Genomic DNA, 12,871 nt, shown 5'->3' with positions numbered 1-12,871 from the left:
AGACAAGGCCCACGACCTGATCGTCCAGGCGGCGATCGGCGCCGCCGTGATGCTCCGGGACAGCGGGGAGCACCCGGTCAAGCTGCGCGAGGCGGCACCGCGCCGGCGGCCCCACCGCCGCCGCTGCCCGCCTTGCGGCCGCCGGCAGCCGCGCCCCGGCCGGCCCCGGCACCCCGGCCGACGACCGCGGACGTCCGGCCGCCGCGCCGGTCCTCGATCATCGTGACCGCGCTGGCGGGCAGCCAGGCCGACGCCGTACCGCTGTCGTCCCCGCCGGAGGCGAAGAGATGCGGCGCGAGCTGCGACTGGAGGTCGGCCGGGCTGGGCCGGTGCTCGGCGGCCATCTGCATACAGGAGTCGATGAGCGGCCGCAGGTCGTCGGGCAGCCCCTCCAGGTCCGGCCCTTCCCGCAGCAGCATGAAGACGGTCTCCACCGGGTTCGCGCCGTGGAACGGCGCATGCCCCGTCGCCGCGAACGCCAGCGTCGAGCCCAGGGAGAAGATGTCGCTCGCGCCGGTCACGCTGCGCGAGTCCCGCGCCTGCTCCGGCGACATGTACGCGGGCGTACCGACGGCCACATTGGTCATCGTGAGCCGGGTGTTCGACACCCCGCTGGCGATACCGAAGTCGATGACCCGGGGGCCGTCCTCGACGACCAGCACATTGGACGGCTTGAGGTCGCGGTGGACGAGCCCCGCCCCGTGAATGGACTGCAGCGCCTCGGCGACGCCCGCCGCCAGCCAGCGCACCGCCTGCGTCGGCAACGGCCCGCACTCGTTGACTATTTCCTCGAGGGAGGGAGCGGGGACGTAGGCCGTCGCGAGCCAGGGCACGGCGGCCCGCGGGTCGGCGTCGACCACCGCGGCGGTGTAGAAGCCGCTCACCGCACGGGCCGCCTCCACCTCGCGGGTGAAGCGGACCCGGAACAGCTGGTCCTCGGCCAGTTCGGTCCGCACCGTCTTGATCGCGACCCGCCGGCCCGATGCCGAGCGGGCGAGATAGACCAGCCCCATGCCGCCGGCACCGAGTCGGCCGAGCACCTCGAAGGGCCCGATCCGCCTCGGGTCGTGCTGCGTCAGCTGCTCCACCACTTGCCTGCCACCTCCCCGTCGGGGTCTGACGGATTTCAGCCCCGTGCAGCGTCTCACCGTGAACCGTCCCGGGATACGCAGACCGATTCTTCCTGGCGAAGGCATTCGTTGCGAACCGGGGGCCAAATCGGGGTGTCTCCCCAGACATTTGTGTGCATAGCGGCAGGCCAACGGAGGTTACCGGAGCTCTTGCAGAAGGCCACGGCGTTCACGCCGGGGATGCAGGACGACGGCACGGTGCATGTGGCCGAGGTCGGCAACCTGAAAGTCAGGTGGCCTGCGAAGGATGATCCGGGCCGAGAACAGGGGCCGGAGCCGTCGGTCGGACGAGGGCCACGGGTGAGCGGGAGGCCCCGTCGTTGACGGGGCCTCCCGCTTCGTTCCTGGGCCGCGGCCCGTTCGGGGCCGGGTGAGGGCTGCTCCGTGGGAGGATTTTCCGGCGTGCTGTGATCCCACCGACCAAAGGAAGCCACTGGTGCCCACCGTGCGTCGCCGCCGTCTCGGTTCGACGCTCAAGCAGATCCGCAACGATGCCGGGATGACGCTGGAGGACGCGGCCACCGCCATGGGGTGGACCGTCCCGAAACTCTCCAAGATCGAGAACGCCAAGCAGCAGATCCAGCCCAAAGCGGTCACCGACCTCCTCAAGGCGTACGGCGTCAGTGATCCGGTCGTGTTCACCGCGCTGGAGAACCTGGCCCGTGACGCGGGCAAGAAGGGCTGGTGGCAGACGTACAGCGGAGTCGTCACCCCCGCGTACGCGGACTACATCTCACTGGAAAGCGACGCCGAGCGGATCTGCGAGTGGACCCCGATGCTCATTCCGGGCCTGCTGCAGACCGCCGCGTACGCCCGCGAGACCATCGCCGCCAACGCAGTGACCCGCACTCCCGAGGAAGTCGGGGCACTCGTCGAAGTCCGCCAGGCCCGCCAAGCCGTGCTCTCCCGGCCGGGGAACCCCCTGCAGATCTGGGCGATCATCCACGAGAACGTGCTCCACCAACGGTTTGCAGTCCGCCCAGCGACCATGCGCGAACAGCTGCGGCGGCTCCTGGACGTCGCGGAAATGCCCAGTGTCACCATCCAGATCATGCCGCTGAGCGCCACCCCGCACCCCGGCACGGTCGGCGGGTTCACCGTGGTGAACTTCCCTGACCCCACCCCTGATGTTGTGCTCGTTGAGAACCTGATGGGGAACACCTACGTCGAAGGGATCGGCGCGGTGAAGACCTTCGCCAGCGCCTTCGAGAGAATCGTCGCCGCCGCACTGCCGGTGGACGACTCCCTGGCACTGATCAAAGAGATGGAAGTAGGAAACAGCACGTGAACAACCCCAAGGCAGAGCTCTACGCGCTCGACCTCGCCGCCGCTACCTGGCGCAAGGCGTCCGCCAGCGGCGGAGAAGGCAACTGCGTTGAGGTCACCGACCTCCCGGGCGGCGGCAAAGCTGTCCGGGATTCCAAGCGGCCCGACCTGGAGCCGATGCGCTATACCGCAGCCGAATGGTCCGCTTTCCGTGAAGGTGTGATCGCCGGAGAACTCTGACCGCGCCATGCAGACGGTGGCCGTCTTCCCGGCCGAAACGAGGGAAGACGACTACCGCAGCACCCCAGCTCTACCCGCTCGCGCCGGCATCGTCACACCCACCCGCCAGGAGGGGATGCATACCCGACTCCAGCCGCATCCCCGCAGACCAGGGCCGCCGGATCCCCGCCTGGGCCCCTGCTGTCGGGCCCGGCTCCTCCAGGCCAGGGAGCACGTCAACGATGGTCACCCGGAAGAGGTGGTGTGGCGCGGTTCAACGCTCCGCGGCCGCGAGATCGATGACGGCGAAGCTCGCCCCCTGATTGTCGACCAGGACCGCGAACCGCCCGTACGGAGTGTCCTCCGGTTCGAGGACGACGCGTCCACCGAGCCGTACGGCCGTCCCGACGGCAATGTCGCAGTCCTGGACGGCGAAGTAGACGAGGAAGTGCGCGGGGAGCTCCGCCGGGAAGCTGCCGTCGATCACGCCGCGGCCCGCCACGGCGTTCGCCACGTCCACGGGCCGGCCCGCCGGCGCCCACACCGCGAAGTCCGTGCCGTCCTCGGTGTCCAGGTCCTGCTGCCCGTACCCGAAGACGGCTTCGTAGAAGGGGTCGACCTTCGCCTTGTCGCGGGTGTAGAGCTCCGTCCAGGCGTACGAACCGGGGCGCCCCTGCTGAGCGAATCCCGGATGGCTGCCGCCCTGCCACAGCCCGAAGACCGCGCCGCCCGGATCGACGGCCATCGCCATCGTCCCGAACCCGTCGATCGGCCGGGGGTCCATGATGACCTGGCCGCCGGCCGCACGGATCTTCGCGAGGGCGCCCGGGGCGTCCGCGGTGGCGAAGTAGATGTTCCACACCGTGGGGAGGCGCCCGTCCGGCTTGCGGGTGAGCGCGGCGACGGTCTTCCCGTCGTGCGACGCCTGCTCGTAGGGGCCGTAGGCCGTGTCGCCCGGCTGGAAGCTCCAGCCGAAGAGCTCACCGTAGAAGCGCTTGCCCGCCTCGACGTCCGCGAGCATCGCGTCGGTCCAGCAGGGCACTCCCTCAGCGAATGCGGCCATGTCGACCGGCCCTCTCCTGGGTGGGTGTGCACGCCCTCGGCAGGGGCGCACGTCCCGCGCAGGGGGTGTGCGGTCTGCGCAGGGGGTGCACGTCCTGTGGATGGGGTGCACGTCCTGTGGATGGGGTGCACGGATGCACGATGAATACCGTCATCGACACGCTAGCGGCAGTTCAGGGGTTACGCCCGGGTAGGCACCGTGGGTGCGGGCCGGCGAAGAATCGGGGGGCCGGGCGGACTTGCGGGCGGGCCGGCGGTGGTGGCCGATGGTTGGTGGGCCGACGGCTGGTGGGCCGACGCTTGGCGGGGCCGATGGCTGGCGCACACGGTTGGTGGGCCGACGCCTGGTGGGCACGGCAGGGGCTTGCGGGCGGCCGGGCGCCGGGCCCGGGTGGGGCCTCAGGTGGGGCCTCGGGTGGGCACGCAGTCAACGCGGCCACGTGGCCGGGCCGCGGCGCGCGCCCCCGGCTCGGGCCCTGCGGCGAGCTTCGGGGAGGGCGGGGGCAGCGGCTCCCCGTCGGACGATGTCTCGTTCACTACGCTATCCAGCGATTTCCACCCGTGCGCGGGGCGATGGCCCACGAAATTTGTCCACAGCCTGTTGATAAGAGAATTCATCCTTCCGGCCCCGGCCACGCTTTTTCACTCCGCCGCGATTTGACGCTCGGTACACCGGAAGTCACCGGGTGCCACAGAGGTCTCCACCGCCTCGGAAGTGGCTGGTATTCGCACCGCCGGGCCCTTGCCCCCACCCTCCCTGAGCTGGTTCTTCTCCACAAAGGCGGGTCCACTCCCCATTTGCATGCGGCCGAATCGCGATCCGATCACCCCTCGGTAAGCTGACGGCATGACAGGACAAGTTCGCACCGTTGACGGCCGGGTCGCCGGGCGCCGCGGGCAGGCGACGCGGCAGAAGCTGCTCGACTGCCTGAGTGAGATGCTCAGCTCTTCGCCGTACCGCGATGTCAAGGTCATCGACGTCGCCCGTAAGGCGGGAACTTCCCCCGCGACCTTTTACCAGTACTTCCCGGACGTCGAGGGCGCCGTCCTGGAGCTCGCCGAGGAGATGGCCAAGGAGGGGCAGAGCCTGACCGGTCTGGTGGCGGGCCGCTCCTGGGTCGGGAAATCCGGCTGGCAGACCGCCGAGGAACTGGTCGACGGCTTCCTCTCCTTCTGGCGGAAGAACGACGCCATCCTGCGCGTCATCGACCTCGGAGCGGCGGAGGGGGACAAACGGTTCTACAAGATCCGTATGAAGATCCTCAACGCCGTCACCAATTCCCTCACGGATTCCGTCAAGGAACTCCAGTCCAAGGGAAAGGTCGACAAGGACGTCAGCCCGGCGGCAGTCTCCGGCTCCCTGGTCGCCATGCTCGCCGCGGTCGCCGCGCACCAGAAGGGCTTCCAGAGCTGGGGCGTCAAGCAGGCGGAGCTGAAACCGAACCTGGCTCTGCTGGTCCACCTCGGCGTCACGGGCAAGAAGCCGCCGAAGTAGCGGCGGGCGCTCCAGGCCATCGCGGTGGCGCACGGCCCCGCACGGTGGATCGGCCCGGGTAGCGGTGCCACGGGCCCGGGGCCGGTGCGAGTTCCGCGGCGCACGCCTGCCGCGCCGCCCTGCTCTGCTGTCCCGCTACGCCGTCCGTGTCCAGGCGCGTCCTGTCATCACCGTGGCGAACGCTCGGGCCTGTCCGCGCGTCCGCCACGGTGCCGTTCCGGACCGCGGACGGCGTGCGCCGACGCCACAGGGCGGTGGTGTCCGGGGGCGGCCGTGCCGGCCGCACGGCCATTCAGGGGCTTCCCCCCCTCACCTCGGGCCGGACACCGCCGCGGGCCCCGGCTGTTGCATCGGTGGCGCTCCTCCACGGGCGTGACCGCGGCCGTCGCATCGGTGACACCCTCCGCGGGCGTGACCCCGGCCGTCGCATCGGTGACACTCCGCGGGCGTGACCCCGGCCGTCGCATCGGTGACACTCTCCGCGGGCGTGACCGCGCGGAGCCGTCCGGCGGCGGTGCACGCGCTGCGGCGGCCCGTCAGCCCCGGGGTTCCAGCCGGAACAGGCGGATCCGCCGCTCCACCCGGGCCTGATACTGCGCGTAGGGCGGCCAGAAGCCGACCACCGCTGACCATGCCGACTCCCGTTCCGCATCCTCCAGCAGCCGCGCCCGCACCGCGATGTCGCGCCCCTGCCAGGTGATCTCCGCATCCGGATGCGCCAGCAGGTTGGCGGACCAGGACGGGTGCCCCGGGCGGCCGAAGTTGCTGCCGACCAGGACGAACGTTCCGCCGCTCTCCGGCATGCAGGCCAGCGGCGTCCGCCGCGACTGCCCGCTCCTCGCCCCCGTCGAGGTGAGGATCAGCCCCGGCAGGAGCCGGGCGCTCAGCAGCACCCTGCCCCTCGTCAGCCGGTGCACCGCACGGTCCAGCGCCGGAACGACGTGCGGCGCGACCTTGGCGAAGGCCCGTGTCGTGGAGACCCTCCGGATCAGCCGCACCCCCGCGGGCACCGGCCGGCCGGCGGCGCTCATCGGATGCCCACCACCCCTCGGCCGCGGGCGTCCCCCGACCGTTCTCCGTCGCCCCGGAACAGCCCGGCGCCCCCCGCCGCATGGGCCCGCAGCCGGTGGACGGGGCCGAAGAGCAGCTCGTCCGACGCCGCCCGTTTGAAGTAGAGGTGCGCATCGTGTTCCCAGGTGAAGCCGATGCCGCCATGGAGCTGGATCGCCTCGCCCGCCACCGTGCGCTGCGCCTCCAGCGCCTGGGCCAGAGCGAGGGCGCCCACCGGAGGCCCGGTGACGGCGGTGGCCGGAACCGACGGTTCCCGATGGCACCGGCCCGCGTCCCACGCCGCGTAGTACGCGGCCGACCGCGCCGCCTCGATCCGCACATGGAGGTCGGCCAGCCGGTGCTGAACCGCCTGGAAGGAGCCGATGGGCCGGCCGAACTGTTCCCGCCGGCGGACATACTCGACGGTCGCGGTGAACACCGCGCCCGCCGCACCGACCGCCTCCGCCGCGAGCACCGCGGCCACCGTGCCGCCGAGTCCGGCGAGGGCGCTCACCACGTCGGGTGGCTCCGTGCCTCCCGCTCCCGCCCGTGCTCCTGTTCCTGTTCCTGCTCCTGTTCCTGTTCCTGTTCCTGCTTCGCGCGCTGTTGCGCCCCCGAATCTCCCGGCTCTCCCGGCTCCCCCGGCTCCCTCGGCCGCGCTGGAGACACCCGCACGGTGCGCAGCGGTGGAGCGGGCCGGGCTGCCCGCGGAGTCGGGCGCGCCGGAAGGACGGGAGGCGCCGGATGAACCGGAGGTTCCCAGCAACTCCGCCGGAACATCGCGCAGTTCGATACGAGCCTGCGGCCGGGTCTCGTCGAGAACGGTCAGCCGGGTCCGCGTCAGCCCGACCGCGCCGCTCCGGACGAGGAACAGCAGCGTCCGGCCGTGCGTGTAACCGCCTGTGCGGGCCGCGACGAGCAACAGCCCGGCGCTGTGCCCGTCGAGCACCTGGTCGGCCTGCCCGTACAGTCGCCAGCCGTCGGGTCCCCGCCGCGCCTGGACACCGCCCGCGCGGCCGCCGCCCGCCCAGCCGCCGCCGTCATCAGCGGCACCGTCGGCCGCGCCTGCCCGGTGGCCCTTACGGCCGTAACTATCGGTTCCCCGACCGGCGGCGACGCGACTCCGGGGCCGGGGCCTGCCATCGCTACGGTCTTCGATGCGGTCTTCGACGCGATCACCAATGCGGTCGGGGGCACCGTAGCCGGTGGGACCCTCCGCACCGGTCAGGCCGAGGGCGACCGGCAGCAGTGCCGCGGGCACGGCGAGCGCGGCCGTCAGCACACCCGCCGCGAGCTGGGGCAGCAGCGCGGCCCGCTGCTGCTCCGTGCCGAGTGCCTGGATCAGCGGTGCCACCAGCACCGCGCTGGACAGCAGCGGCGAGGGCAGCAGGGCACGGCCGGTCTCCTCGCAGGCGAGGGCCAGTTCGGCCGGGCCGCACCCCACACCCCCGTACGCGACCGGAAGGGCCAGGCCGGGCAGCCCGAGCTGCTCGGCGAGCTGCCGCCAGAGCGCGGCGTCCCAGCCGTACGGGGTCCGCACCGCGGCCTTGACCTGGTCGGGGCCGCAGCGCTTGAGCAGCAGTTCGCGCAGCGTGCGGCGGATCTCGTCCTGCTCCGTGGTGAACGCGGCGTCCATCGGCTCCGGCCTCCCGATCTGACGGTCCGTCATACAAGAAGGCGGACATCGTAGGGGCCGGGAGTAGAGATGGACAGAGGCGGGACGGCCGCCCGCGCCGACTTCCGCGGGGTGGCGCGGCATCGAATCTGATGTACCGTCAGATTCATGTCACCCCTGACAGCCACCGCCGCCCGCAAGGTTGCCGTCGTCGGTGTCGCCCTCTCGGACTGCGGCCGGGTGGACGCGACATCCCCCGGGGGCGGCACCCCGTACGCCCTGCACGCGCAGGCGGCCCGGCGCGCGCTCGCCGACTCCGGGCTGGACCGCTCGGTCATCGACGGCTTCGCCTCCGCCGGGCTGGGCACCCTGCCGCCGGTCGAGGTGGCGGAGTACCTGGGCCTGCGCCCCACCTGGACCGACTCCACAGCGGTGGGAGGCGCCACCTGGGAGGTGATGGCGGCGCACGCGGCGGACGCCATCGCCGCCGGTCACGCCAACGCCGTCCTGCTGGTGTACGGCTCCACCGCCCGCGCCGACCTCAAGGCCGGCCGGCGCACCGCGAACCTGTCGCTCGGTGCGCGCGGCCCGCTCCAGTTCGAGGCTCCGTACGGCCACACGCTCGTCGCCAAGTACGCCATGGCGGCCCGGCGGCACATGCATCAGTACGGGACCACGCTGGAGCAGCTCGCGGAGGTTGCGGTCCAGGCACGGGCCAACGCCGCCCGCAATCCCGAGGCCATGCACCGGACGCCGATCACGGTCGACGACGTCCTCTCCGGCCCGATGATCGCCGACCCCTTCACCAAGCTGCACTGCTGCATCCGTTCGGACGGCGGCTGCGCGGTCCTGCTGGCGGCCGAGGAGTACGTACCGGACACGGCGAAGGCGCCGGTGTGGGTACTGGGCACCGGCGAGGCCCTCTCCCACTCCGCGATGTCCGAGTGGGAGGACTTCACCGTCTCGCCCGCCGCGGTGTCGGGGCGCCTGGCCTTCGCCCGTGCCGGGGTCCGGCCCGACGACATCGACCTGGCCGAGATCTACGACGCGTTCACCTATATGACCCTGGTGACCCTGGAGGACCTGGGCTTCTGCCCGAAGGGGGACGGCGGCGCGTTCGTGGAGAACGGTCGGCTGCTGCGCGACGGCGAGCTGCCGGTCAACACCGACGGCGGCGGCCTGTCCGCCTGCCACCCGGGGATGCGCGGGCTGTTCCTGCTGGTGGAGGCGGTACGTCAACTGCGCGGCGAGGCGGGCGAACGGCAAGTGCGGAAGCAGGCGAGGAACGGGACGGCACGCGACTCCGGGACGGACGGATCGGGCACGAACAGGCGGGGGACGGAGAGGCCGGGGACGGAGAGGCCGGACGGCACCCGGCCAAAGGGCCGACTCCCCGAACTGGCTGTGGTCTCCGGTACGGGCGGCTGGTTCTGCTCCTCGGGGACGGTGATCCTCGGCCGCGCCTGAAACGCGCCGCCCCTCACTCAGCCCCGGTCGGCACCACCGGGCACGAGACCGTCGGCGACCAGCCCCGCGTACACCGCTTCGCTGAGCGCACTCAGCGCCGACTGCGGGCGGACCATGACGGTGAACTCCTTGATCAGGCCGTCCTCGCCGAACTGCAGCATGTCCATTCCGTGGATCTCCTTGCCGTTCGCCGTGGCGCGGAAGATCAGAACGTGCGCGTCGGCCTCGGCACCGCCGTCGACAGGCTCGGCCGCACCGCCGGCCCTGTCCGCACCGCCGAGCTGGACCGTGCCGCCGAGCTGTGCGGTGCCGCTGAACTCCCCGACGTAGCGGAAGTCCTCGAAGGTGCGCAGCAGCACACCGAAGAGCCCGTGGACGGTGGGACGCCCCTCGAACGGAGTGAACTTCACCGGGCTGTAGAACCGGATGTCCGGTGCGAAGAGGCGCTCGATCGCGGCCAGGTCCCGCTTCTCGACGGCCGTGCGGAAGTTCTCCGCGGTCGCATGGACATTCCCTGCAGCCGGCATGGCGCCTCCTCATACTCAATAATGTGACTACTCATGCTAGTGACTATGCCGCTCGGGGAACAGGGCAACGACATCGTGCAGGCGATCAGGATCGGCTCGACGGGTGCCGGCAGACGGCCGCCGTCCTGCGGGAGCGGACAGCGGCGCGGCCGGGCCCGTCAGCCGACGGGCGCCCCTGAGCGGGCAGGACGGAAGACCGGGACGGCGATCCGCTCGATCTCCTGATCCGCATCCCCCTGAGACTCGGACCGACGGGATTCGGACCCCCCGGTCACATCACGGAAGGCCACGTCGAGATCCTGCCCGACGGCCAGCCGGTCCGGATCGCAGTCCACGATCTCCGTCATCATGCGCGGCCCCTCGGCGAGGTCGACCACGGCGGCCACATACGGGAGCCGCTCGCCGAACGGCGGCAGGTCGTTCCGGTGCACCACGGACCAGGTGTAGAGGGTGGCCCGCCCACTCGCCCGCTCCCAGGACACCTCCCCACTCCAGCAGCGCGGGCAGAACTCCCGCGGATAGTGGTGCGCGACACCGCAGGCCGCGCAGCGCCGGATCAACAGCGTCCCCTCGGCTGCCGCATCCCAGTAGGCGCGGGTGAAAGCGTCGATCTCGGGAAGGTCGAAGCGCGCCGCACCGACCACCGGAGAACGGGCTTCGCCCGGTCGCGACTCGATGGCTCGCGACTCGATGGCTCGCGACTCGGCGGCTCGCGGGCCGTTCGGCCGACGCGTCACAGGAACAGCCCCCACGCCCCGTCGAGCGACCAGGACTGCCAGCTCACTCCGGTGAAGGCAACGAGCGAGATCAGCGCCATCATGGAGTTCTGTCCCTGCTCGGCCCAGTCGTGGATCATCAGCAGCAGGTAGATCAGATTGAGCAGCAGCCCGCCGGCCAGCGCGACCGGCGTGAGAAAGCCCAGGATCAGCCCCAGCCCGAGGGCCAGTTCGGCGTGGACGACGACATGCGCCATGAGCTTGGGGCGCGGGGCGACGACCACGTCGAAACCGCGTCGCACGAAAGGCCAGCGGTGCTGCGCCGCGACACTCCCCGCCCAGGCTATTCCGGTTCCCCGTTCGAACCAGCCCTTCTTGTCCTTGTGGCGCCAGCTCTCCAGCCACCACAGGCCGAGGCCGATGCGCAGCACGGCAAGCCATTCGGTTCCGCTGAGGAAGATCGTCCGCACTGGGCACACCCCTCCACGAATCTGACGATACGTCAGTTCAGCCAGTTCAGCCGATCCGGGCGCCCGGCGCAAGAGGTTGCGGACCGTAATCAATCCGCAACGCGTTCGGTATAGCTTTGACGTACACGCGTCAAATGCGACGCTACGCTCACGCACATGCCCGACATCACCCCCACGACGCCCACGGCCCGCACGACCTCTACGCACCGTTCCCCCGTGTACGTCATAGGCGGCGGGCCGGGCGGCCTGGCCACCGCTGCCGCACTGGGCGAACAGGGGATACGTGCCGTGGTGCTGGAGAGGTCCCATGGCGTGGGCGGTGCCTGGCGCGGGCACTACGACCGGCTCGAACTCCACACCACACGGCGGCTGTCCGCGCTGCCCGGCTTCCCGATCCCGCGCTCGTACGGACGGTGGCTCGGCCGGGACGACATGGTGCGCTACCTGGAGCAGTACGCCGAGCATCACCGCCTGGAGATCGTCACCGGCGTCGAGGTCTCCTCGATCGAACGGCGGGGCTCCGCGGCTCACGCTGCTCAGGAGGCTCGCTCCGCACCCGAATCGGGCTCCACTCCGGGTGCCGGGGCGGGAGCGGGGACGCATGAGGCCTCGGGCTCGGACTCCGCTTCGGGACCGGACGCCCCTTCGACGTCGGATTCCGCATCGGGACCGGGTGTCCTTTCGACACTGGATCCCGCATCCTCGCCCGATTCCGCTTCGATGGCGGACTCCTCCCAGTCGGGGCCGGGCTCCAGCTCGGGGCCGGACTCCGGCTCTGGGAACTCCAGGTTGGGGCCGGAACCCGACACCGACGCCGGACCGGGGTGGCTGCTGCGGGCGACCGGAGGACGGGAACTCACCACCGATGCCGTCGTCGTCGCCACCGGCTTCAACCACACCCCGTATGTCCCCGACTGGCCCGGCCGGGACGCCTTCGGCGGAGAGGTGACGCACGCGAGCCGCTACCGCAATGCCGCCCCCTACCGCGGCCTGGACGTCCTGGTCATCGGCAGCGGCAACACCGGTGCGGAGATCGCCGTCGACCTCGCCGAGGGCGGGGCGTCCCGCGTGCGGCTCGCGGTGCGCACCCCGCCGCACATCGTGCGCCGTTCCACGCTCGGCTGGCCCGCACAGCGGACAGGCATCCTCGTCCGCCGGTGGCCGCGCCCCGTGGTGGACGGGGCGGCGCGCGCCGTCGCCCGGCTCTGCGGCCCGGACCTCACCCGGCACGGGCTGCCGCGCCCGGACACCGGGCTCTCCACCCGGGCGCGGGACGGTGCGATCCCGGTGCAGGACGTGGGACTGGTCAGAGCAGTGCGCTCGGGGCGGGTCGAACCGGTCGCGGCCGTCCACTCCTTCGAGCACGACCGGGTGATCCTCGCGGACGGCACCACCCTGGCCCCCGATGTCGTCATCGCCGCCACGGGATACCGGCGCGGGCTGGAGGAACTGGTCGGCCACCTGGACGTACTGGACCAACGCGGCCGCCCCCGTACCCACGGCCGCCGACCGGCCGCCCCGGGCCTCTACTTCACCGGCTACACCAACCCCATCAGCGGAATGCTCCGCGAACTCTCCATCGACGCGGGCAGGATCGCGCACGCCGTCCGGCGAGAGGAGGCACGGCGGGAGCTGAACGAACGACGGGCCGCCCGCCAGGGGCGGCAGGGACGGCAGGGACGCACGCCCCGGTCCGCGCCCCCACGCGTCCAGGAGAGCTGATCACCCTCTTCGCGCCCTCCACTCACCACTCCGCACCCGCCGGGCGCCGCCTCATGGGCGGTGCCCGTGGGCGGTGCCATGGGCGGCATCGAAGGCGATATGGGGTGGCCGGCGCGTCGTGGGCGGTGTGTG

General features: G+C 71.6%; 11 protein-coding genes and 2 pseudogenes. 6 read left to right on the top strand and 7 right to left on the bottom strand.

Translation table 11 applies throughout. The features are described 5' to 3' along the window. A pseudogene (locus ABT112_RS28565) lies at positions 1–91 on the top strand (pyrroline-5-carboxylate reductase); the annotation flags it as partial. On the opposite strand, the pseudogene ABT112_RS28560 reads toward ABT112_RS28565, so the two are convergent. Then, positions 87–1,091: pseudogene (locus tag ABT112_RS28560) on the bottom strand (serine/threonine-protein kinase); the annotation flags it as partial. The pseudogenes ABT112_RS28565 and ABT112_RS28560 sit on opposite strands and share 5 nt — an antisense overlap. A 484-nt stretch (positions 1,092–1,575) precedes the next feature. Here ABT112_RS28560 and ABT112_RS28555 point away from each other — a divergent pair. Together ABT112_RS28555 and ABT112_RS28550 are read left to right on the top strand one after the other, a co-directional pair. Next, positions 1,576–2,418: a helix-turn-helix domain-containing protein gene (locus ABT112_RS28555; protein WP_351514405.1), complete on the top strand. Its 843-nt coding sequence runs from the start codon at positions 1,576–1,578 to the stop codon at positions 2,416–2,418. Next, positions 2,415–2,636 (top strand): DUF397 domain-containing protein, encoded by a 222-nt coding sequence (locus ABT112_RS28550; protein WP_351514400.1) that lies wholly within the window; start codon positions 2,415–2,417, stop codon positions 2,634–2,636. Before ABT112_RS28555 ends, ABT112_RS28550 begins: the two co-directional genes overlap by 4 nt. Before the next feature lie 253 nt (positions 2,637–2,889). Here ABT112_RS28550 and kbpA read toward each other — a convergent pair whose 3' ends face one another. Continuing rightward, positions 2,890–3,678, bottom strand: a complete 789-nt coding sequence (gene kbpA / locus ABT112_RS28545; RefSeq protein ID WP_351514398.1) for an AfsK-binding protein KbpA — start codon at positions 3,676–3,678, stop codon at positions 2,890–2,892. Between the two features lie 846 nt (positions 3,679–4,524). Between kbpA and ABT112_RS28540 the strand changes: the two genes are divergently transcribed. Beyond that, positions 4,525–5,172: a TetR/AcrR family transcriptional regulator gene (locus ABT112_RS28540; protein WP_351514396.1), complete on the top strand. Its 648-nt coding sequence runs from the start codon at positions 4,525–4,527 to the stop codon at positions 5,170–5,172. Positions 5,173–5,708: 536 nt separating this feature from the next. Here the strand turns inward: ABT112_RS28540 and ABT112_RS28535 are convergent. Both ABT112_RS28535 and ABT112_RS28530 read right to left on the bottom strand, forming a co-directional pair. Next, on the bottom strand, positions 5,709–6,203 hold the full coding sequence (locus tag ABT112_RS28535; protein ID WP_351514394.1) for a nitroreductase family deazaflavin-dependent oxidoreductase: 495 nt from the start codon (positions 6,201–6,203) through the stop codon (positions 5,709–5,711). After that, complete coding sequence (locus ABT112_RS28530) at positions 6,200–7,858, bottom strand: acyl-CoA dehydrogenase family protein (protein WP_351514404.1); 1,659 nt, start codon at positions 7,856–7,858, stop codon at positions 6,200–6,202. Before ABT112_RS28530 ends, ABT112_RS28535 begins: the two co-directional genes overlap by 4 nt. A gap of 147 nt (positions 7,859–8,005) precedes the next feature. Here ABT112_RS28530 and ABT112_RS28525 point away from each other — a divergent pair, with 147 nt between their 5' ends. Next, complete coding sequence (locus tag ABT112_RS28525; RefSeq protein WP_351514392.1) at positions 8,006–9,304, top strand: thiolase C-terminal domain-containing protein; 1,299 nt, start codon at positions 8,006–8,008, stop codon at positions 9,302–9,304. A gap of 17 nt (positions 9,305–9,321) precedes the next feature. Here ABT112_RS28525 and ABT112_RS28520 read toward each other — a convergent pair whose 3' ends face one another. The 3 genes from ABT112_RS28520 to ABT112_RS28510 form a co-directional block, all read right to left on the bottom strand. Further along, positions 9,322–9,831, bottom strand: coding sequence for a nuclear transport factor 2 family protein (locus tag ABT112_RS28520; protein ID WP_351514390.1), 510 nt, complete (start codon positions 9,829–9,831; stop codon positions 9,322–9,324). A gap of 158 nt (positions 9,832–9,989) precedes the next feature. Further along, positions 9,990–10,475 carry a Zn-ribbon domain-containing OB-fold protein gene (locus tag ABT112_RS28515; protein ID WP_351514388.1) on the bottom strand — a complete coding sequence of 162 codons (486 nt, stop codon included), beginning with the start codon at positions 10,473–10,475 and terminating at the stop codon, positions 9,990–9,992. An 89-nt stretch (positions 10,476–10,564) separates the two neighbouring features. Further along, complete coding sequence (locus tag ABT112_RS28510; protein ID WP_351514386.1) at positions 10,565–11,017, bottom strand: DoxX family protein; 453 nt, start codon at positions 11,015–11,017, stop codon at positions 10,565–10,567. 156 nt (positions 11,018–11,173) lie between these two features. On the opposite strand from ABT112_RS28510, the gene ABT112_RS28505 reads away from it, so the two are divergent. After that, complete coding sequence (locus ABT112_RS28505; RefSeq protein WP_351514384.1) at positions 11,174–12,739, top strand: flavin-containing monooxygenase; 1,566 nt, start codon at positions 11,174–11,176, stop codon at positions 12,737–12,739. The last annotated feature ends 132 nt before the right edge of the window (positions 12,740–12,871 follow it).

The organism is Streptomyces sp. NPDC002055, from assembly GCF_040296705.1.
GTDB lineage: Bacteria > Actinomycetota > Actinomycetes > Streptomycetales > Streptomycetaceae > Streptomyces.
This window is presented reverse-complemented; position numbering and strand designations above follow the sequence as displayed.

Excerpts from the sequence above, each read along its gene's own strand:
- ABT112_RS28530 (WP_351514404.1), bottom strand. The coding sequence starts at position 7,858 with ATGGACGCCGCGTTCACCACGGAGCAGGACGAGATCCGCCGCACGCTG.
- ABT112_RS28520 (WP_351514390.1), bottom strand. The coding sequence starts at position 9,831 with ATGCCGGCTGCAGGGAATGTCCATGCGACCGCGGAGAACTTCCGCACG.
- ABT112_RS28535 (WP_351514394.1), bottom strand. The coding sequence starts at position 6,203 with ATGAGCGCCGCCGGCCGGCCGGTGCCCGCGGGGGTGCGGCTGATCCGG.
- kbpA (WP_351514398.1), bottom strand. The coding sequence starts at position 3,678 with ATGGCCGCATTCGCTGAGGGAGTGCCCTGCTGGACCGACGCGATGCTC.
- ABT112_RS28505 (WP_351514384.1), top strand. The coding sequence starts at position 11,174 with ATGCCCGACATCACCCCCACGACGCCCACGGCCCGCACGACCTCTACG.
- ABT112_RS28540 (WP_351514396.1), top strand. The coding sequence starts at position 4,525 with ATGACAGGACAAGTTCGCACCGTTGACGGCCGGGTCGCCGGGCGCCGC.
- ABT112_RS28525 (WP_351514392.1), top strand. The coding sequence starts at position 8,006 with ATGTCACCCCTGACAGCCACCGCCGCCCGCAAGGTTGCCGTCGTCGGT.